This is a genomic window from Bifidobacterium sp. CP2, from assembly GCF_018555635.1.
Classification (GTDB): domain Bacteria; phylum Actinomycetota; class Actinomycetes; order Actinomycetales; family Bifidobacteriaceae; genus Bifidobacterium; species Bifidobacterium saguinibicoloris.
In genome coordinates this window covers 23,588-45,257 of sequence record NZ_JAFEJX010000016.1, presented here as the reverse complement: position 1 = coordinate 45,257, position 21,670 = coordinate 23,588, and the positions used below count along the sequence as shown (strand labels likewise).

The following is a 21,670-nucleotide window of genomic DNA, read 5'->3' as shown; positions in this document are numbered from 1 at the left end:
CCCACCGAGATCTACACCGTCTAATTCGTCGGCAGCGTCAGATGTGTATAAGAGCTAGTCCAGTGCGTGCGTTTCGCCCATCCGGAACCGTTCCTGCCGTTGGAGCCGTTGGACGCGAATCCCCGCTTCACGGTGCCGGTGATCTTCGCCGCGGACGACGACTACGTGCCGGTGCTGGCCACAGCGGTCACGTCGATGCTGCGCAACGCCAACCCGGACCGCCACTACGACGTGATCGTGCTGGAACGCGACATCACGGAGGAGAACCGGCGGACGCTGGCCGCGGACCTCGAACGGTTCCCGAACGCCACGATCCGCTTCTACGACGTCGGCCGTGCCATCGCCAGCTACCACCTGTCCGACGAGGACGACTACGCCGGCCCAACCGGCCCAACCACCCAAACCGGCCGGACCAACCCTAGCGGACCCGACGGCCGCAACGGCACCGCCGCACCCGCTGTCGGCCCGCTCGCCGCACGGCACGCCGTCGCGGCGACGGCGTCGCCCTTCACGTCCGAATCGCTGGCCGCGGACCATCGTCTCGCCGCGGAGACCTGCTACCGCTTCGTCATCCAGGACGCGCTGCCCTTCTACACGAAGGTGCTGTACCTGGACTGCGACGTCGTGGTCAACGGCGACGTGGCCGAACTGTACGACACGGACCTCGAAGGGCACGCGGTGGGCGCGGTGCCGGACCTAGACTTCCTCGGAAACCTGAACCGGAAGGACGGCCGCGCGGCCGCATACGCGTCGGGGCCGCAGTCGCGCCTGCACATGCGGGACCCGTTCGGCTACTTCCAAACCGGCGTGCTGGTGATGGACCTGGAGCGCATGCGCGAACTGCACACGGTGCCGGAGTGGCTGCGCCTGGCGCGCAGCCCGCGGTTCATCCACCACGACCAGGACGTGCTCAACATGGAGTGCGAGGGCGACGTGACGTATCTGCCGTTCGCGTGGAACGTGCTGCATGATTGCGGCGGTCGCATGCACGGCATCTTCCGGTTCGCGCCAGCGGAGGCGTACCGCGGGTATGTGCAGGCGCGTCAAGCGCCGAAGATCGTGCATTACGCGGGCCACGACAAGCCGTGGACGAATCCGTGGTGCGATTTCGGCCCGCTGTATTGGAGCTACGCCCGTCTGACGCCGTTCTCGCTGCAGGTGATGGCGATGCTGGCGGACGTGGCGAAGCCGAAGCGCGCCGTGTTCCACGAGCGTGCGATCGCGGAGGACAGTCCGGTCCGCAGGTACGTGGACAAGGTGGCGCCGCTCGGCTCCCGTCAGCGCGAGGCGATCAAGGTGATCGCCCGTCGTATCCAGGGCAAGCAGTAGGGCGGTAGGGGCGCGGCCGGGTAGCGTGCGGGACGAGGCGCGGCCGGGGTACGCCGCGTCCCGCACATTCCGGTGGACTCCGGTCGCCCGGCCGGCCCACCCGATGTCCGCTTTGTCCGGCAGGCCCACGCCCACGCCCCCACACACGACCCCACGTCGTACGCACGCACCCCACGCGCCGCCCGCACCCCACGCGCCCCACGCCGCCCGCACGATGGAGATTCGACGAACATTCCGCGTGCGCTCGGTGAAAACGCGGAAGCCTCCATCGTTGGTGTGCCATACTGGTCCCCGTCCGTAACGGCGCGGCCTGTCCGCTCCGTGGACCCGGCGACGCAACCGCCGACGACGTCCGAAGCGAAGCGCGACGGCCGCGTCGAGTCTTCGACCGGGGAGTTGCATGCTGCTGACCACGCCGCCTGACGCGCCGAACACCCTGCCTGTGGTGTCGGTGGTCGTTTCGGCCTCCAATGCGCAGGATGAGGTGCGCTACGCCGTGGATTCGGTGTTGCGGCAGAGTCACGCCCGGCTTGAGGTGCTGCTGGTCGACGTCGGTTCCTCCGATGCCACGCCCACGATCCTTGACGAGTACGTACGTCGCGACGACCGCGTGTCCGTGCTGCACGTGCCCGCCGCCGCCCCGTCCTCCAACGTCTCCCCGACCGCACCAACCAACCCTGCCGTCGCGGTCGTCCCGTCCGACCCGAAGGATGCCGTCATTCCGTCCCTGCCGTCGTCGTTCTCCGGTTCGCCGCGGTTCGCCGCGTGGAACGCCGGCCTGGACGCGGCGACCGGCGAGTTCGTGATGCTCGTGGACAGCGCGGACATTCTGGACCGTCGCGCCGTGGAGCTGTTGTTGCACGCACTGACGCGCACGGACGCGGACATGGCGAAGGGCCGTCGCGACCGGTTCGACGCCGCCGACCTGTACGAGGTGGCGGAGGTCGCGGCCGCGGGCGCCCGCGAGCCGGACCATGTCACCGTCACGCCGAATCCGCTGCACGCGTATGAGAACGTGTTCCGCAAGTGCGTGCGGTACGCCGGCGGCATGTTGGGCCGCGACTGGGACTCCCTCTGGTTCGATGAGTCCGTGTCCTGCCGTCTGTACCGTCGTGTGATGTGGGATGGTCTGCGATTCCCCGCGTCCGACGCCATGCGCGCCGCGTTGTACGGGCGCATGCGCGCAATGGCTGACGTCGATGCGACGCTCGACTACCGGCGTGCCTGATTCCCGTCATGGGTGCCCGACGGCGTAGCCTACTTCCGGTATGCCGAGCGCTTTTCAGATGAAATTCAGGTGAATTCGTCCCGAACCTGTTATTACAATGCACGCGTACGTTGTTAATGCAGTTGGATGGGTGAACGGTCGTGGAAAACCTCGAGAGCAATGATGCCGAAACGCGCGAGGCGATGAAGGAGAACACGGACGCCGGCGAGAGCACGGACGCATCCGAGACCGACCAAACGTCCGAACCTATAGAATCGGACGAAACCAGCGAACCAGCCCCCGCTCTCACGCCAGATTCTATAGAAACGGGCGCAAACAGCGCCTCAGAAACCACCCTCACGTCCGATTCTATAGAATCGGACGAATCCGACGCGACAGGAACCCCGTCCGTATCCGCTCCTATAGAAACGGACGAAACGGACGCATCCGAGACCGACCAAACGTCAGATTCTATAGAATCGGACGAACCAAGCGAGCCAGAACCCACCTCTACGTCCGATTCTGAAGAATCGGACGGGGAACCGGACACGGCGGACGCCTCAGGGGGGGGTCTGCGCGCACGCGTCGCAGCGCTGGCGGCACCGGTCACGCAGTCGAAGGCGTGGCGGGGCGGAGCTCGCGCCGTGGCCGTGACGGCACCCATCGTCAAGGCGATCGTCGCGACGTGGCGCAAGCGCCCGAAATGCCCGTACACGCTGTACGCGCTGGTGCTCGCGCTCGTCGACGCCGCTTCGGTGATGTTCATCCAGTGGGGCATGTACTCCGAACCCACGTATGACGACCCGAACTCGGTGGATGAGACCACGAAGCTGCTGAACAGCGTGCGTGGCCAGCTCACGCGGTTCGTGGCGCAGATGTGGATGGAGCAACGGTATGTGTGGCTGCTCAACTTCGCGGCGCTGGCCATGATCTATCTGGTGCTGGTGTTCCTGTTCAACCGGTTCTGGGTGGCCACGGCGGTGTTCGCGATCATCACGTCGTCGTTCGCGGTGGCGAACAGCATCAAGCTCCAGCTGCGCAACGAGCCGATCATCCCTTCGGATCTGAGCTTCCTGTCCAGCGGCAACGGCGGCGAGATCTCCTCGTTCATCCCGAAGGACTCCGAAGCCCTCGTGCAGGGCACGATCACCATGCTCGTCTGGCTCACCGTGGCTTGCCTGGTCATCCAGTTCCTCGACGGGCGTCGCTGCGTGATCCCGTTCCACTGGTGGCGTCCGTTCCGGAACGTGAAGACCATCATCGGCAATCTCACACGCTTCGTGGCGCTGGGCGCGAGCGTGGCGCTGCTGCTCTCGTTCGCCGGCAACCTGGGCTCGCCGGGCGCGTGGTCGTACGAGTGGGCGCAGAGTATGGGCGATTCGCCGCGCCTGTACAACGCGGCGGAGGACGCGAACGTCAACGGTCCCACCGTGAACTTCCTGCGCCTGTCCCGTCCGAAGATCATGGACAAGCCGGACGGCTACAGCAAGGACGCCATGGAGGCGATCGCCGCCAAGTACGCGAAACAGGCCAAGGCCGTGAACAAGACGCGTGCGAACGAGATGACCGACAGCACCGTCATCATGATCCTTTCGGAGACGTTCTCCGACCCCACGCGCGTGCCCGGCATCACCATGCTGGAGGATCCGATGCCGAACATCCGCGGCATCAAGAACGCCACCACGTCCGGGCTCATGCTGTCGCCCGGCTACGGCGGCGGCACCGCGAACATCGAATACCAGACGCTCACCGGCCTGGATCTGGCGTTGTTCGACGATTCGATGCAGTCCATGTATCAGGAGCTGGTGCCGCATCAGAAGAGCCCGTACTCGTTCAACCAGATCTGGAACCAGCGCTACGGCAAGACCGGTTCCACGGCGTTCCACCCGTACTACAAGAACATGTACCTGCGCGACGCGAACTACAAGCGCTTCGGCTTCAACAAGTTCTACACGTTGGACAGCACGCCGGCCATCACGCATCAGGACCTCGTGGACAACTCCCCATTCGTGAGCGACGCCGCCTCCTACCAGAACGTCATCGACCAGATCAACGCCGAGACGCATCCGCAGTTCGTGCAGCTGGTCACCATGCAGAACCACATGCCGTACAGCGGCTGGTACAACGACAACCAGTTCGACTGGGCGAACGTCTCCGAGAATCTCAGCGACGACGAACGCTACCAGATCAACACGTATGCGAAGGGTGTGAGCATCACCGACCAGTCCACGGCCGACTTCCTCAACCAGTTGAACGCCATGGACAAGCCGGTCACCGTCATCTTCTACGGCGACCATCTGCCGGGCATCTACCAGACCGCCTCGCAGAGTCCGGACAACGATCTGGCGCTGCACCAGTCGGACTGGTTCATCTGGTCGAACCAGGCGAGCGTCTCCGCGAACGTGAAGCTCGATCCGGCCGCCACATCCTCGAACGTCACGTCGCCGAACTACTTCATGGAGCTGGCCAGCGAGCATATGAACGCGAAGGTGTCGCCGTATCTGGCGTTCCTCGCCGCCGCGCGCATGCAGGAGCCGGCGTTCGAGCGTCTGGTGCTCGGCGCGGGCGGCTTCTCGACGGACACGTCCACCACGTACCTGGATGCGAACGGCGGTGTGGTGAAGCCGCGCAAGTTCGACGCCAAGACGAAGCGCCTGATGCGCGAGTACCGTCTCATCCAGTACGACATGACCGCCGGCAAGAACTATCTGGCCGACACGTCGTTCTTCGACGTGAAGTAGGCGGTCGCAGTCGGCGTGTCCGGCGCGCCGGACACGTTCATGCGCCGCGGCCGTCCGATGCGACGCGACCGTCCGATGCGACGGCCGTGACCGCGTATGCGGCCAGCGTGATGCCGTCGACGATGTCGCCCCGCGCGATGAGCGTCCGCATCCCGCGGTCCGTCACCCACCGCAGGTTGTCGAGCTCCCAGTCCGTCGCGACGCGGTTCGCGCCGGTCCCGTTCGCACCGGTCCCATTCGCACCGTCTTGTTCCCCGACGGTTTGCCCCGTCGCGTTGTGTTCCCCGACAGGTTGTCCTGCGACGGCGCGCTCCGGCAGGTCCGTCTCCCGCACGTCGATGCGGGCCACGGCGATGACGTCGCGCAGCATGCCCGTGTCCGCGTGCATGGTCTGCAGGACGGTCACCCTGCGTTCGTCCACCACGATGCCGGTCTCCTCCGCGAATTCGCGCGCGGCGGTCGCCTCCATCGTCTCGCCGGGCTCGCCCATGCCGCGCGGGAACTCCCATTCCCACTCGCCGGTGGTGGCGCGCCAGTGCCGTGCCAGCAGGTAACGCGGCTCCCCCACGTCACCTGCGTCGCCGAGCACGGCGACGCAGACCGCGCCGGGCCGTCCGCCTTTGACGGACGCCATGTGCAGCGTGAGCAGCTGCCCGGTGGCGCGCACGCGCGCCGCCGCGGCCGTGACGCGGAAATCGGCGCCGCCCGGCGCCTCGCGGAACGCCTCACGCTCGCCGAGCATCTCCAACGGCGGCTGCGGATCGCGCACGTCCAAATCGTCCCGTGCATCCCGCGGATTCCGCACGTCCGCCGCACCGTCCGCACCCGTCATTCCGTCCGCGGCCGCGTCGCCGCATGCGCACACTTCGTCAGTCATGCCTTCCATTATCCGACGCCGCACCACACGACGCCGCACCACGCAGCTCACCCCATGTACACGACGGTCGTCGCGCTGGAGTACACGCCGCGCAGCCACTGCACGGCGTCGATGATGTTCGGCACGATGCCCACCACCCATGCCACACCCACCAGAATCCAGATGGGCGTGTGGTTGTCGAACCACACGTTGTCCGCCATGGCGGAGACGAACGCGAGCGCGGCGGCCACACCGCCGCCGAACAGCAGGCTTTTCGCATCGCCGACGAGGCTTTTCTCCTCGCCCGCCTGTTCCACCGCGTACGCCACGTTGTGCGTGGCGCGCTGGTTGCGGTCCATTCTGAGCACGTCGTGGAGGAGCCATCGTCCGCATCGTTCCAGCCGGCGCCGCGCCCGCGGACGGTCCGTCCCGTCGCGTTCCGACGCCGCGTCGTCGTCCGGCGTGCAGTCGCGCCATCGCGCGATGGTGCCGCGCGACTCGTAGCAGAACGTGGCGAACCGGATGTACGGCATGCCGCCGAGGATGCGCGTGATGTCGCCGGCGAGCATGAGCGAGGCGCCGCGTGAGGAGCGGCCCACGATCTGCTCCACGGAGTTGGATGCGATGTCCACGGCGATGAGCTGCGCGCCGAGGTGCGTGGCCATGGTCTGCTGGTAGACGAGCTGGTACCAGTCGTGCAGGAGCCGTTTGCAGCATTGCCCGTAGCGGAAGCCGTCCCGCGGCGCGTCCGGCAGGTCGCTCCGCGCGATGAGCGCGAACGCGTCCGAGCGTTTCGGCGTGTCCAGCACGTCGGCGAGGACGGTGAGGAACGGCTTGCCGCGCGTGTCCATCGTGTCCGTCTTCGGCAGATCCGCAAGCAGCCGTTCACGGAAACGTCTGCGTTCCAGCGTTTCCCGGGCTTCCCGCGTTTCCCGGGATTTCTGCGATTCCGCCGTCTCCCGCGTCTCCCGCGTTTCCGCCGCCTCGCCGCTCTCCGCCATCGTCTCCCCGAGCCGTTTCATGCGTTCCGCCTCGCTGCGGCACGTCTCGACCGCCGACGCCGGCAGGCCGCAATGCTCCAGGATGCCGGCCGCGTAGGCGCTGCCGTACTGCCTGAGGTAGTGGTCGAAGCCGGCGCTGCGGACGCGCGCCTGCACGGCCGGGTCCCTCTGGTTCTCGTAGAGGACGAGGCCTTCGCGTTCGGCGTCGATCCACTCCCGCCATCGTTCGCCGAGGAAGCGACACCGGTCGGCGACGTCGTCGCCTGCGGTGCCGCGCGTACCCGCCGTCGCGTCGGTCCGACCGTCCGACGTCGCGACGGCGCCGTCGGCCTTCGCACGCAGCACGCGCGCCATCATGCGGGCGATGGCGCCCGCCTTCCCGTCGCCGTCGTGCGCATGCGGGGCCGACGACGCGTCGTCGGCCTGCCGCAGTTCCTCGGTGAACGTGCGGTACGCGTCGGCGTCGAGTCCCAACGCGTCCTCCGCGGTGACGGTGACGCCGCCCAACGCGCTGTATTCCAATGGCCGTATCGTGTACTGGTCGTCGTCGCCGGCGCACGCGAGGTCGGGACGCGACCTGCGCACGTCGCCGACGGTCCTGACGGTGAATTCGAGCAGGCAGCCTTCGAGCGTGGGGGAACGGCCGGAGACGATGATGGCGGGACCGTCCTTGTACGAGGTGCCGACGATGCCGTTGACCGTGCGCGGGCCCAAGGCGAGGAAGAAGACGCCGTCGAAGAGCTGGGCGTCGGTGAGCATGATCATCGGACAGTACAGGTAGGCGGTGCGGATGATGCCGGCGAACCTCGTGGCGAATTCGGGGTAGTCGTTGAGCAGACGCTCGCCGACGCGTATGGTCCGGTTCTTGAACCAGAGCCGGTCCCAGCCGGGGACGGACCGTCCGGCGCGGAGGTCGTCCGCGATGCGCTCCCACAGGCCGCGCTGCTCGGTGGAGTCGAAGTTCGTGATCATGGTGGCGTATGCACGTCCGCTTGCGCTCATGTCCTCCAGTGTATGCGCTCCGTTACGATGGGCCGTATGAACGATTGCAGGAAGGGCCAAACCGGGGCGGATGCCGCGGGTCGTGCGCCGTTCGTCCCGCGGCATGTGCTGGTGACGGGCGGGGCCGGGTTCATCGGCGCGAATTTCGTGCGTTGGGTGATGCGCGAACAGCCGGACGTGCATGTGACGGTGTTGGACAAGCTCACGTATGCGGGCAAGCGGGAGAGTCTCGAGGGATTGCCCGAAGACCGGTTCACGTTCGTGCATGGCGACATATGCGACGCCGCATTGGTGGAGCGCGTGGTCTCCGGCGAATGGTTCCGCGGGGCGGCTCCCCTGCCGCCAATCGACGCGATCGTGCATTTCGCGGCCGAATCCCACAACGACAATTCGATTCTGGACGCCTCCCCGTTCCTTCGCACGAACGTGGACGGCACGTACGTGCTGTTGGAGGCGGCGCGCAGGCATGACTTGAGGTTCCACCACATCAGCACGGACGAGGTGTATGGTGACCTCGCACTGGACGAGCCGCGCCGATTCACGGAGGAGAGCCCGTACCGGCCTTCGAGCCCGTATTCGGCCTCGAAGGCGGCGAGCGACCATCTGGTGCGCGCATGGCATCGCACGTACGGACTCAGGGCCACGATCAGCAACTGCAGCAACAACTACGGTCCGTACCAGCATGTGGAGAAGTTCATTCCGCGGCAGATCACGAACATCCTGGCCGGCATCCGTCCGAAGCTGTACGGGCAGGGGCTGGCGGTGCGCGACTGGATCAGCGTGGAGGACCATTGCTCGGCCGTGTGGGCGATCCTCACGCGCGGGCGTATCGGCGAAACGTATCTGGTGGGCGCGGACGGCGAGATGAGCAACATCGACGTGCTGCGCATGATCCTCCAGCGCATGGGGCGTCCGGCGGATGATTTCGACCATGTGGCCGACCGCCCGGGCGGCGACAAACGCTACGCGATCGACGCTTCGAAGCTCATGCGCGAGCTCGGTTGGCGGCCGCGGTTCACGGATTTCGCCGAAGGCCTCGACGAGACGATCCGCTGGTACGAGACGCACGAAGCCTGGTGGATGCCGGACAAGCAGGCCACCGAGGAGAAATACCGGCTGCAGGGCCACTGATCCGACGGCCTATCCGCCTGTCCGGTTGCACGAAGAGCCACGCATGAGTGCCGGTGGGGAGACGCACGGAATCACCGCACGTCTCCCCACCGGCATTCTCGTGAGACGGGCGGCGGGTTCAGCCATTCGGCCCCGGCCGGCCGCTGCTCGGTCCCGGCCGGTCACCACCCAGCCGATCGCCACTCAGCCGGCCATCACCCAGCCGAACCCAACCGAACTACTCAGCCGAGTAGCGGGGCGACCTGTTCCTCGTACGCGGTCAAAGCGGTATCGATGACGTTGTGCATGTCGTAGTACTTGTACGTGCCGAGGCGGCCGCCGAACACGGTCTTGGGTTCGGCAGCGGCCTTCTCGGCGTAACGCGCGTACAGGGCCTTGTCCTCGTCGGTGTTGATCGGATAGTACGGTTCGTCGCCACGCTCGGCGAAGCGGGAGTACTCCTCCCACACGACGGTCTTGTCCGGGTTCTGCTGCTCGCGGCGCTCCGGGTTGAAGTTCTTGAATTCGATGGCGCGCGTGTAGGGCACGTCGGCGTCGGAGAAGTTCATGACGGGGCAGCCGAAGTGGTCGCCTTCGTCGTAGCGGACCTCCTTGAAGTCGACGGTGCGCCACTTGAGGTCGCCGAGCTCGTAGTCGAAGTAGCGGTCGATGGGGCCGGTGTACACGACGGGCACGCCGGCGGCCTGCAGGGCCTTCTTGTTGTACGGCTGCGATTCGTCGAAGAAGTCGACGCCGAGTTCCACGGTGATGCGCGGGTCGTCGATCATGCGCTCCATCCACTTGGTGTAGCCGTCCTTGGGCAGGCCTTCCCACGTGTCCTTGAAGTAGCGGTTGTCGTAGTTGAAGCGCACGGGCAGGCGCTTGATGATGTCGGCGGGCAGTTCGGAGGGATCGGTCTGCCACTGCTTGCCGGTGTAGTTCTTGATGAACGCCTCGTAGAGCGGGCGGCCGATGAGCTGGATGCCCTTGTCGTTGAGGTTCTGCGGGTCGGTGCCGGCGAGTTCGCCGGCCTGCTCCTCGATGAGCGCCTTGGCCTGGGCGGGCGTGTACGCCTTACCGAAGAACTGGTTGATGGTGCCGAGGTTGATGGGCAGCGGGTAGACGACGCCGTCGTGCGTGGCGTACACGCGGTGCACGTAGCCGGTGAATTCGGTGAAGCGGTTGACGTAGTCCCACACGCGCTTGTTGGACGTGTGGAACAGGTGGGCGCCGTACTGGTGGATTTCGGCGCCGGTCTCCTTGTCGAAGTAGGAGTAGGCGTTGCCGCCGATGTGGTTGCGCACGTCGATGATGTGCACGCGTGCGCCCGCGTGCTCCACCGCCTGCTGTGCGATGGTGAGGCCGAACAGGCCCGCGCCCACGATCACGAGGTCCGGGTACTGCGGGTTCTGCTGCGTGTTGTCCGCCATGGTTTGTCCTTACTGCCTTTGTCTGTTCTGTGCGGTCTTCCGATGGGTGCCCCGCGGCGGCCGGCCGATGTCGGCCGTCGCCGTCGTGTCGCGCGTCGGTCCGACGCGCGGGGGCACGGTTGCGTTCCATGGTACCGCCGCACCCCGATACCGTCCGACGGAACCGCACACGCCGCCTGTGCGGTTCGTGCGACTCATACGACTCATACGACCATGGAACGGCGGAACGTCCTACTCGTCCAGCAGCCAGCTCCACGCCGGCACGACGTCGATGCACCCTTCCGGCACGTCGATGACCTCTCGCTGATCCGCGGTGACGATGGTGCCGGAGTCGAGCCCGAAACGACGCATCGCAGCCTGAAGGGCCCGGACTTCACGAAGACGCGTTGCTCCGTCATCCAACGCCCAGCAGACCTGAATGAGTTTCGAAGCCTGCATGGTCAGCGCATCGCCGATGATGAAGTCGATTTCATGCCGGCTGCCGTTCTCCTGGAACAGGAGACGCGAAACCGAACCATCGCGATGCCATCGGATGTCACGCCTGAGTTTAAGGAACACTGCCGTCTCCAAACGTTGGCCCCGTTCTTGAGCAGCGGATTTGGAGAACGCCACGAACATGCCGGGGTCCACGGCATAGACCTTCGCTGCGGATCTGGAGTTCGCCGACAACGCCCGCGAAAATTCCCGTACCGGAAACAGCAGGTACGCCTCTTCGTAGTAGCCGAGCAACGAGGCGAGCGACTCACGGGACACGCGAAGCCCGCGACCGGCAAGTTGATTGGCCGTCTTGTTGATGGACAGCTCGCGTCCTGAAGAGGCGAGTGCCTGCGCAAGGAACGCCGATGCCGCGACGGGGTTCCGGACACCGTACCGGTCGATGACGTCGCTGGACAATGTCCTTGTCGCATACTCCTGCAACAGGGATATCGCATCCGGCATGCCGAGCGACTGCACGGCGATGAATCCTCCACGCTCGAGATATCCGTGAAAATGGTGCCGCAGACGGGCGGTTTCGTTGAACGTGAACGGTTGCGATGACGTCACCGCCATGTCCTTGTCATGGAATCGCACGTATTCGGAGAAGCTCATAGGGAAGAGTTCACGCGGCAGTGCACGGCCGCGGAACTCCGTGGCGACTTCACGTGACAGCATCTTCGACGATGATCCCGTCACGTAGATCGTCGCGTTGAGCGTGTCCACGAGGCGCCGCAGGAACATGCCCCAATCGGGGACTTCCTGAATCTCGTCGAAGAACAGGTATATGCCGTCCTCACGCGCGTGGGGGTGCAGTTCACCGTATGAGTCCAGCACGTCCTGCAGCAGCTCCGGGGTGAACGGCTTCAACCGTTCGTCCTCGAAGTTGAAGTACAGCATCCGGGAAACCGGCACTCCGGCATGCTGAATGCGCCTCATCTCCTGGAACAGACGATAGGTTTTGCCGCATCGGCGCACTCCCACGACGGTACGCACAAGATTTCCCCGCTTCGGTTCGGGAACGTCGCCGAGATCGAGATCACGCCGGAACACTTCGGGGATGCCGACCTCCTCCCATTCCCGGATGATTCCTTTGACCAATTCACTCACGGTCATCCTCCCGTCACGACATCGCCCACGACAACCACGGCGCGTACGAAATACACACCTGCAAACCCATTCTTGTCTTACTAGATAGCAAGTTTTATATAAATCTTGTCGTCTAATACGACAAGATTATGATACATCCTGCTCCGTTACGCGACAAGACGTAATCCGCGCCCCGTAGGAGCTTCGCCCGTTCCAATGGCATCGCCGGCACGATAGAGAACTTCATACAGAATTTATGAAGTTATGACATGAATTTCATAAGTAATCTATGAAGTTGGCATCACAGGAAAGCGATCATCGTGGCAGGAGCCCCATCGCCCGGCATCGCCCCGCCGGACAGCGGTGACGGTCGACGCGGCTCGAAGCAGCCACGCTTGCGCCACCATATGCCGATTGGCGCGCTTTCCGGCCGATGATGGCACGAATCCGTGTCGCCATTCCGCGAATATGGCCGCCCGGCGTAAACGCCGACAGACATCCTGTCGGCATTTACGCCAAATGGCCGCAATAGGGAAATGCCGACACGACGCCCATGCGGCGGAAACGTTGAAATTCCAACGAATCGCCCGGCATCGCCAACACACAGCCCGCGGAAGGGCCGAGGACGCCATGTCGCCATTTACCGGAAAACATCGAAACGCCGAAACCCTGGCACCGAATTTACGAGGAAGACGTCCACGGTCATGGCGGAGGATCACGGCAAAGCGTTCCGCAAACGGACACCCCACAGACGGACATCCGCGACGGACCCGCATCCGATAAGAAAAACGTATAGCCGCGCCCCCGTGGGAGCTCTTTCGACCTGTTAACGTTGCCGGTACGCGAGGCGAACACGCCCCGCGCCAATCAGAGGCCACCGCCGTTGGGGAACGGCATGCGTCTCCATAGCAGTTCGGGGGAATCACATGATCCGTATCGACAACCATATCCACAGCCGCACCCGCTCCCGCATCCGCAAGGTCGTGGCCGCCGCATGCGGCATCGTCCTGGGCTTCGGCGCGCTGGCCGCATGCGGCAACGCCAACGCCTCGCAGCAGGCCACGGCGAACGACAAGACCATCGCCATCGGCTACCAGACGGGCATGAGCTCGTTGACCATCGTGAAGGAGCAGGGCAAGCTTGCCCAGGAGCTGAAAAAGCAGGGCTACACGCTCACCTGGCATAAGTTCACATCCACTTCGGACATGGTGGAGGCGGCTTCGGCCAGCACGAACAACATCGAGTTCGGCGGCGGCGGCGCCACGGGCACGATCTTCGCCCAGGCGGCGAAGAAGCCGATCGTCAAGGTGGCGGCCGTGGGCGGCATCCAGCATGGGTCCGCGATCTTCACCCGTTCGGATTCCGGCATCACGAGCATCAAGCAGCTGAAGGGCAAGAAGGTGGCGGTCACGAAGGGCACGCTGCAGGAGTACGTGATCGCGTCCGCCCTGAAGCAGGTGGGTCTCAAGTACAGCGACATCCAGCCCGTGTACATCGCCCCTTCGGACGCGTTGGCTGCATACAAGCGCGGCGGCCAGTTCGATGCGTGGGCCACGTGGAATCCGCTGGTGGCACAGGCCCAGGCGGCCACACCAACCACCATTCTGGCGGACAATTCCACCATCTGGGGCGCGAAGTCGACGCAGCAGGGCGCCTCCTACTACTTCGCGGCAGGTTCGTGGCTGCCTTCGCACAAGAAGGAGACCGAGACCATCCTGAAGGCGATCCGCGGCGCGGACGAGTGGGTGAAGGAGAATCCGGAGGATGCGGCGAAGCTGCTTTCCAAGATCTGGAACGCGGATTACGAGCCGATGCTCGCCACCGTGAAGGACAACGCCTCCTCGGAGGGCACGCTGCCCATCGACGATTCGTTCCTGAAGGCGTATCAGGAGCAGGCGAACCTGTTCACTGATCTGAAGGTCATTCCCACGAAGATCGACGCGTTCGACACGAACTACTACTGGAAGTCCTCCGAGTGAGCCGCTCCGGAATACGCGACCGTTGGATAGGTGACCGATGACTACGACAGTAACGACAGCAACGACACTGACGACGAAGCAGGCGTCGGCGACGCCACAGGCATCACAGGCATCACAGACGCCGCAGGCATCACCGTCGACGACGCTGAAGCGTATCACATACGCGCTCTCCCCTTGGCTGGTGCCGTTCGTCATCCTCGCCGCGTGGCAGGCGGTGACGGCGGGCGGCATCGTCTCCCCCACCATCTTCCCCACGCCGGCGAGCGTGGTGCAGGCGGCCATCGACCTGAGCGCCACCGGCGAATTGTGGACGGACATCCTCGTCAGCACGGAGCGCGCCCTCGCCGGGTTCGTCATCGGCGGAAGCATCGGCTTCCTGCTGGGTCTGCTCAACGGCCTGTCCCGCTGGTCGTTCCGCTTGCTCGACGCCACGGTGCAGATGGTCCGCACGATTCCGCAGCTGTCATTGCTGCCGTTGGTGATCGTCTGGTTCGGCGTCTCGGAGGCGGGCAAGGTGTTCCTGGTGGCGTTGGGTTGCCTGTTCCCCATGTATATCAACACGCTGGGCGGCATCCGCGGCGTGGACCATGATCTCATCGAGATGGGTCGCGTCTACGGCCTGAACAAACGCCAGATCATCGGGTCCATCGTGTTCCCGGCGGCGTTGCCGTCGATTCTCATCGGCGTGCGGTACACGCTGGGCATCATGTGGCTCATGCTGATCTTCGCGGAGACGGTGGCGGCGGATTCCGGCATCGGGTTCCTGGCGGCCAACGCGCGCGAGTTCATGCAGTTGAACATCATCGTGCTCAGCATCATCATCTACGCCCTGTTGGGCAAGCTTTCGGATTCGATAGCGAAGTTCTTCGAGCATCATTTCCTGGGTTGGTATTTCAGCAAGGAGGCGGCATGACGGCGCATGCCACGAATACGGCGGACAATGCGAACGCCGCGGACACTACGAAAACAGGGGACGCGGCCGGTGTTTCGGTCACGCTCGACGGCGTGGGACGGTCGTTCGGCGACGTGTCCGTGCTGGACGCCGTAGATCTGACGATTCCGGCGGGACAGTTCGTGTCCGTCGTAGGCAAGAGCGGGTGCGGCAAGACGACGTTGCTGCGGCTCATCGCCGGTCTGGACCGGCCGTCCGCGGGCACGATCCGTTTGGACGGCGTGGAGCAGCATGGGTTGAATCCGGCGACTCGCGTGATGTTCCAGCAGCCGCGTCTGCTGCCGTGGAAGACGGTGGAGGAGAACGTGCTGCTTGGTCTGGGCAAGGAGCATGCCGATGAGGCGCGCGACGCGCTGGATCAGGTGGGTTTGCTCGCGTTGAAGGACGCGTTGCCCAGGCATCTGTCCGGCGGGCAGGCGCAAAGGGTCGCGTTGGCGCGTGCGTTGGCGAGCAAGCCGCGTCTGCTGCTGCTTGACGAACCGTTGGGTGCGTTGGATGCGTTGACCCGGTACAGCATGCAGGATCTGATTCATACGATTTGGGAGCGGGAACGGTTCACGGCGGTGCTCGTCACCCATGACGTGTCCGAGGCGGTGTATCTGTCCGACAGGGTGCTCATGGTGCGTGACCATCGCATCGGTTTGGACGAGGCCATCGACCTTCCGTATCCGCGGAACCGGGCGATTACGGGGTTCACTGCGAAGACGACCGACATCCTCGACGCCATTCTCGACGAACGGCCCGCGCAAGCGGCATAGACGCGACCACGCACACCACACACAGCACGCACACCACAACCACACCACAGCACGCAGCAAAGGAATCATCATGAGCGACCAGGCTTTCAGCCGGAACACCAACCATCCCACCGACCACGCCATCAAGATCGGCAACATCGTCAACCAGCTTCGTCTGCACCATCAGGACGCGTGGATCCTGAGCTCGCCGGCGGGCATCTTCTACACCACCGGATTCCAGTCCGGGCTCTCGCGCGGTACGGGCCGGACGGGCGCGCTGTCCGTGGTGACGGCGGACGGTGAGGTGCATCTGGTCCTCGCCGAGTTCGAGGCGGAGGCCGCGAGGCTCATCGCGGACCCGTCGGTGCATATCGAGACGTATCCGGTGTGGATCTACATCGAGGAGTATTCCACGCCGGGCGTGGCCAAGGAGGTGCAGCCGGCGGACGACGCGGCCATCAACATCGCCGTCGACATCCTGAAGAGGACGCTGAAGCCCGGCGGCGACGGAACGCCCCGCGTCGGCATCCAGACGACGTGGCTGAACTACACCACCGGCAGGGACCTGCTGGGCCAACTGGCAGCGTACGAGGTGGAGGACATCGAATCCGCATTCTATGAAGCGCGCGTCATCAAGACGCCGGACGAGGTGGCCAAGCTGCGATTCAACGCGCAGGCCGCCGAGGCGGCGATGAACCTGACGGCGCGGGCCGTCGTGCCCGGCATGAGCACGCGCGATGTGTACGCCATCTACAAGAAGCATTGTCTGGAGCGCACGCCGAACGCGACGGAGCTCACCGGCTTCCACACCATCGGGCATCATTTCTCGCCGTATTTCGACCCGGCGGACTACACGATTCGCCGCGGCGACATCATCCGGTTGGACGGCGGACCGTACACGTATGGGTACAAGTCGGATATCGCGCGCACGTTCGTGGTGGGTGACGAGGTGGATTCGGAGAACCAGCGCATCTACGACCGTTTGTGGGAGGGATTCCATTACGGCGTGGAGCATGCGGGACCGGGCGTGCGGTTCAGCGACCTGTACAAGGGCATCGCGGAGCGTATCCACCTGGACGAGTACGCGTATGTGCGCGGGCATTTCGGGCATTCGATCAGCTGCGGCGAAGTGGGTGAGGAGGCTCCGTTCATCGCGCCGAACGAGGACCGTCCGTTGGAGCCCGGCATGGTGCTGTGCTTGGAGACCCCGTTCTACAGCTCGAAGCATCAGACGTACAACATCGAGGACACGTTCGTGGTGACGGAGGATGGCGTCGAGTTCTTCACGCACGCCAGCCCGTCGCTGCACGTGTGATGCGCACCTGTACCCGCCGTATTTCAAGTATGAAAAAATTTCGGACACAATACCTCGCTGATTTATAGTGTGGTATAAATCGACGTCGCTGCAAGGCGCTGTTTATACCACACTGCACATGGCGGCTCTTCGCGACGCGACCGCCATATCCACTCCTCCGACCCCGTATCGGAATTGGCAGTTCCCCGGCACGGCACAACACGCAATGGGCGCGCCGCAACCATTCGGCAACCCGCAAAAGCGGAATCAGGAGGCCCATTCGGCAGGGGAACCGCGAGGGAGGTGCGCGAGCACGGCATCGTTTCAAGGCGCAACGGCATCCCTATGTCAATGTTATGGTTTTTGCTACGTCAATGTTATGGTCCTCGCTACATCAATGCTATGGCAATAATCCGGCCGCGAGGGCAAGGCCGGGAGCCGCATTCGTCAGGGAAATTGCACGAATCGGCAAATGTTCGTCAGGAAAATTGCACGAATCACCGAATACTCGTCAGGAAAATTACATTCCAATGGCTTGTTCAGGTATCATGATCATGGTGCATTGGGCGGAACGGAAGGTGGCAACGCATGCGCAGAGACATCATGACGCGGCTTGAAGCATGGAGCCATTCCGCGCGGCGCAAGCCGTTGGTATTGTGCGGAGCCAGGCAGGTCGGCAAGACCTATGCGCTTCGCGAGCTGGGGAAGACGGCGTATGATTCCTGCGCATACGTCAACCTCATGAGCGAGACCGCCAAGGCGGTGTTCGCTCCCGGATACGATGCGCATCAGGTGCTTGAGAACATCGGCATTCTGACCGGGGTGAACATTGTTCCCGGCCGCACACTGATCGTCATCGACGAAATCCAAGAGGATCCCCGGGCATTGACGCTCATGAAGGCGTTCGCCGAGGAGCTTCCCGAGCAGCATGTGGCCGCAGCCGGATCGTATCTGGGACTCGCCTATCATGCGGGTACGTCGTTTCCCGTGGGCAAGGTCGACATGTTGGACATGTATCCGTTGACCTTCACCGAATTCCTTGACGCCTGCGGTCTCGAGACATTGTCCGGGATGGTCAGAGCGTTGGATTTCACCAGAGCGGCGGCGTTCGCCTCCCAATTGGAGCGCGCGTTGCGCCGCTATTACTATGTGGGCGGCATGCCGGAGGCGGTGGCCACCTTCCTGGAGGGGAACAACGACTACCGGGCGGCACGGCGTGTGCAGCAGTCCCTGTTGTCGGATTACGAGTATGACTTCTCCAAGCATGCCAGCAAGGCGTCGGATCTTGACTCCGAACGTGTCAGACTGGCGTTCCGGTCCATTCCTGCACATCTGGGAAGGGAGAACCACAAATTCATCTTCGGTCATATCGCGCCCGGAGCCCGAAGGGCGCAATATGAGACCGCCATCCAATTCATCGTGGATTCCGGACTGGCGTATCGCGTCTATCGGGTCGACAAGCCGCAACTGCCGTTGCGCGACTACGAGGATCTATCAGCGTTCAAACTGTACATGCACGATGTCGGCCTGTTGGGCGCCGCCATGGACGTCGATGCACGCGACGTATTGATGTCCAACAAGGCGTTCGAGGAGTACAAGGGGGCGTTGACGGAACAGTACGTCTGCCAGCAGCTTGTGGCCGCAGGCCGCACCCCATACTATTGGACCTCCGGCAAAGGCAGCGCCGAAGTGGACTTCATCACCCGCCGCGACGGCAGCCCGGCACCGCTCGAAGTCAAGGCCGAGGAGAACGTGCATGCCAAAAGCCTGCGGCTGCTCTGCGCTCAGACGGGGCTTCACGGATACCGGTCCTCCATGCGGGGGTTCCGGGAACAGGATTGGCTGACCAACGTTCCCCTATGGGCTGTAGGCCCCTATTTCTCCCCCGACAACGATCCGGCGAACACCATACCCGACGACGACATTGCGATATAGGTTCAAGGCCAGCGCCGCCCCGTCCGTCACTCGCAGCGCCTGCAACCGCCCGCTTCCGTGCGAAGTGCGGCGATGCGTCCGGCATGGTCGTCGTGCCGGAAGATGTCCGTGCCGACCACGAATCGTGTGGCGCCAGCCCGCGTGAGGGACGCGACGTTGGCGAGCTTCACTCCCCCGTCCACGGCGACCACGGCTCGCCCGTCAACGCCAAGTCCGGATTGCCCATCAGCGCCGGAACCGCAACCACGACCACAGCCTCCGAGCAATTCCCGCATCCGCGTCACCCGCGCCGCGGTGTCCGGCAGCAGCCCGGTGCCGCCTTCGCCGGAGACGACGCCCATGATCATCACCCCGTCGAGCAGGTCCGCCACGGCGGGAGGAATCTCAAGCGGAGTGGCGGGGGAGAATGCAAGCACGGCCTCGCATCCACCCGCGTGCACCAGCTCCAGCGCGGAACGCAGCTCGTCCGGCGCCAATGATTCCACGTGCAGCACCATGCGCTTCGCCCCGGTATGCAGATACGGCTCGATCCATTGCATTGGTTCGTCCATCATGAGATGGATTTCCACCGGAATCCGCGAGCGCCTCACGAACGCCGTCACCATGGACGGACTCCAGCTCAGGTCTTTGGCGAAGTGCGCGTCCATCACGTCCACGTGCAGATAGTCCGCGGTGCGTACGGAATCGATGGCGTCACCGTACGCCAGCGGATCGGCGGCAAGCAAAGACGGTCCGATTTCGATGCGTTCGGTTTCGTCACGCCCGGTCTCGGTCTCGTTTTCGTCAAACATCGTTCGTTCCGCCCGATCTGTCCGGCGGATCCGTGTCGATGCACTCCCTTCCGTTCCGACGTCCATTGCGTCGTTGAACTGCAAACCGACACGTTCCATAACCGTCTCGCCGATGCACATGATCACGCCCCCTTCTTCCCGTATCCTGCGTATCCGGCGGCGAATCCCGCCACGCGCAGGTACCGTTCCTTGACGTCCGCCCATCGCGGCGCATCCGCACGTGGTGCGGTCTCTCCGGTCACGGCGGGCCGTAGTTTCCGTGCGGTGCCGCGCAGGCTTCCGCGTCCAGACTCGGTCCCGTGCAGCAGATGCCATGCCTGTACGCAGGCGCCTCGCGCGGTGGCTTCCTCGGCATCCACGATCAATGCGGGTTTGCCGGTGTAGTCGGCGAAGAGCTGACGGTAGGTCAGCGAGTGGGCTCCGCCTCCGCACATGATGAGTGTGCCGTCGAGTTCCACGCCGCAGTGTTCGAGTGCGTCGAGGCCTCGCATCATGCCGCAGGCCACGCCGGCGAAGGCGGCTCGCGCCATGTCCTCGCGTCTCACTTCGTTGCCGATGCCGGCGAGCGCCGCCTGCGCGTTCGGCAGGGATGGGGAGCGTTCACCGTCGAGGTATGCGGCCATGACAGGCATGCGCGCGTCGTCCCCTGAGAGCGCCATGCGGTCGAGTTCCTGCACGCTGACGCCCAGCAGAGTCGCCATCCAGTTGGTGACTTTGGTGCAGTTGAGCACGCAGACGAGCGGGAGCCATCCGCCGGCGGCGTCGGCCACGCCGTTGACCCATCCGGACAGGTCGTGGATGGGCTGCTGCCATGTAGTGAACACCACGCCCGATGTGCCCATGGAGAGCACGACGTCGCCGGGCACGATGCCCAGGCCCACGGCGGACATGTGTTGGTCGCCACCGCCCACACCCACGGGGATGCCGGCGGACAGTCCGAGTGCTTCCGCGGCTTCGGCGGTCAGCAGACCGGCCACGTGTTCCGGCGCTTCCACGCGCGGCAGCATGTCCTGCAACGCGTCGTGCGGTTCCGGTCCGTCCAGACCGTCCAACCCATCCGTCCCGTCCAATCCACTCAATCCGCTCAGCTGCCGCAGGTCCTCCAGTTCCTCGCCGAAGCAGTCGCGCAGCAGCTGCCAATCGTACGTGTTGGTTTCGGAGTTGAAGTATCCGGTACCGGAGGCTTCGGAGCGGTCGGTGACGTATTCGCCGGTGAGCCTCCAGGTGATGTAGTCGTGCGGGAGGAGGATGTGGCGGATGCGTCTGATGGTGTCCGGTTCATGTTCGATGAGCCATGCGAGTTTGCCGATGGTGAATGCGGCGGTGGGGTATGAGCCGGTGCGCGTGATCCAGTATTCGGTGCCGAACCGTTCCAGCAGCCGTTCGATTTGCGGCGTGCCGGTGGTGTCGTTCCAGAGTTTCACCGGGCGGATCACTCGGCCGGCCCCGTCGAGCGCCACGAGTCCGTGGCATTGCCCGGAGACGCTGACTGCCCGTATGTCCCGCAGGTCCGCGCCGTCGCCGGCGAGGATGCGCATGCACTGCGTCAGTGCGCTCCACCAATCCTCAGCCCGTTGTTCGGAGACCGGCGGATGCGTGGCGGGCAGCGGGCTGCGCGCCGTGCCGATGACGCGGAAGTCGTCTTCGGCCCGCACTTCCACGGTGCAGGATTGTGTGGATAGGTCGATGCCCATGACGCTCATCGTCGAACCTCCATAGTCGGGCGGCGCATGCGTCATGCGC

15 protein-coding genes are annotated in these 21,670 nt (G+C 64.3%); 9 read left to right on the top strand and 6 right to left on the bottom strand.

Going from position 1 to position 21,670, the window contains the following annotated elements; translation table 11 throughout:
* Positions 1–66: 66 nt before the first annotated feature.
* The 3 genes from JS531_RS10165 to JS531_RS10155 all read left to right on the top strand — a co-directional run bounded on the left by JS531_RS10165 (position 67) and on the right by JS531_RS10155 (position 5,277).
* The gene (locus JS531_RS10165) at positions 67–1,329 is read left to right on the top strand and encodes a glycosyltransferase family 8 protein (RefSeq protein WP_214315671.1); all 1,263 of its coding nucleotides are present in this window, start codon (positions 67–69) and stop codon (positions 1,327–1,329) included.
* Between the two features lie 400 nt (positions 1,330–1,729).
* Positions 1,730–2,557 carry a glycosyltransferase family 2 protein gene (locus JS531_RS10160; RefSeq protein ID WP_214315670.1) on the top strand — a complete coding sequence of 276 codons (828 nt, stop codon included), beginning with the start codon at positions 1,730–1,732 and terminating at the stop codon, positions 2,555–2,557.
* A 140-nt stretch (positions 2,558–2,697) separates the two neighbouring features.
* Positions 2,698–5,277, top strand: a complete 2,580-nt coding sequence (locus tag JS531_RS10155; protein ID WP_346427782.1) for a sulfatase-like hydrolase/transferase — start codon at positions 2,698–2,700, stop codon at positions 5,275–5,277.
* A gap of 37 nt (positions 5,278–5,314) precedes the next feature.
* Here JS531_RS10155 and JS531_RS10150 read toward each other — a convergent pair whose 3' ends face one another.
* Together JS531_RS10150 and JS531_RS10145 are read right to left on the bottom strand one after the other, a co-directional pair.
* Complete coding sequence (locus JS531_RS10150) at positions 5,315–6,154, bottom strand: NUDIX domain-containing protein (protein WP_214315669.1); 840 nt, start codon at positions 6,152–6,154, stop codon at positions 5,315–5,317.
* Positions 6,155–6,201: 47 nt separating this feature from the next.
* The gene (locus JS531_RS10145) at positions 6,202–8,136 is read right to left on the bottom strand and encodes a hypothetical protein (RefSeq protein ID WP_214315667.1); all 1,935 of its coding nucleotides are present in this window, start codon (positions 8,134–8,136) and stop codon (positions 6,202–6,204) included.
* Between the two features lie 36 nt (positions 8,137–8,172).
* On the opposite strand from JS531_RS10145, the gene rfbB reads away from it, so the two are divergent.
* The gene (rfbB, locus tag JS531_RS10140; protein WP_214315666.1) at positions 8,173–9,267 is read left to right on the top strand and encodes a dTDP-glucose 4,6-dehydratase; all 1,095 of its coding nucleotides are present in this window, start codon (positions 8,173–8,175) and stop codon (positions 9,265–9,267) included.
* Positions 9,268–9,488: 221 nt separating this feature from the next.
* Here rfbB and glf read toward each other — a convergent pair whose 3' ends face one another.
* Positions 9,489–10,676, bottom strand: a complete 1,188-nt coding sequence (gene glf / locus JS531_RS10135; protein ID WP_214315663.1) for a UDP-galactopyranose mutase — start codon at positions 10,674–10,676, stop codon at positions 9,489–9,491.
* Positions 10,677–10,907: 231 nt separating this feature from the next.
* The gene (locus JS531_RS10130; protein ID WP_214315661.1) at positions 10,908–12,260 is read right to left on the bottom strand and encodes an ATP-binding protein; all 1,353 of its coding nucleotides are present in this window, start codon (positions 12,258–12,260) and stop codon (positions 10,908–10,910) included.
* A 905-nt stretch (positions 12,261–13,165) separates the two neighbouring features.
* On the opposite strand from JS531_RS10130, the gene JS531_RS10125 reads away from it, so the two are divergent.
* The 5 genes from JS531_RS10125 to JS531_RS10105 all read left to right on the top strand — a co-directional run bounded on the left by JS531_RS10125 (position 13,166) and on the right by JS531_RS10105 (position 19,136).
* Positions 13,166–14,218 carry an ABC transporter substrate-binding protein gene (locus JS531_RS10125; RefSeq protein WP_214315659.1) on the top strand — a complete coding sequence of 351 codons (1,053 nt, stop codon included), beginning with the start codon at positions 13,166–13,168 and terminating at the stop codon, positions 14,216–14,218.
* Between the two features lie 37 nt (positions 14,219–14,255).
* Positions 14,256–15,131: an ABC transporter permease subunit gene (locus JS531_RS10120; RefSeq protein WP_214315657.1), complete on the top strand. Its 876-nt coding sequence runs from the start codon at positions 14,256–14,258 to the stop codon at positions 15,129–15,131.
* Positions 15,128–15,928, top strand: coding sequence for an ABC transporter ATP-binding protein (locus tag JS531_RS10115; RefSeq protein ID WP_214315655.1), 801 nt, complete (start codon positions 15,128–15,130; stop codon positions 15,926–15,928). Before JS531_RS10120 ends, JS531_RS10115 begins: the two co-directional genes overlap by 4 nt.
* 70 nt (positions 15,929–15,998) lie before the next feature.
* Entirely contained in the window at positions 15,999–17,222 is a 1,224-nt protein-coding gene (locus JS531_RS10110; RefSeq protein WP_214315653.1) for a Xaa-Pro peptidase family protein, read from the top strand.
* A gap of 567 nt (positions 17,223–17,789) precedes the next feature.
* A complete protein-coding gene (locus JS531_RS10105; RefSeq protein ID WP_214315652.1) occupies positions 17,790–19,136 on the top strand; it encodes an ATP-binding protein in 1,347 nt (448 codons plus the stop codon).
* A 26-nt stretch (positions 19,137–19,162) separates the two neighbouring features.
* Here the strand turns inward: JS531_RS10105 and JS531_RS10100 are convergent, their stop codons facing one another.
* Positions 19,163–20,047, bottom strand: a complete 885-nt coding sequence (locus JS531_RS10100) for a ribulose-phosphate 3-epimerase (RefSeq protein ID WP_214315651.1) — start codon at positions 20,045–20,047, stop codon at positions 19,163–19,165.
* A 2-nt stretch (positions 20,048–20,049) separates the two neighbouring features.
* Complete coding sequence (locus JS531_RS10095) at positions 20,050–21,630, bottom strand: FGGY family carbohydrate kinase (protein WP_214315650.1); 1,581 nt, start codon at positions 21,628–21,630, stop codon at positions 20,050–20,052.
* Positions 21,631–21,670 lie beyond the last annotated feature (40 nt).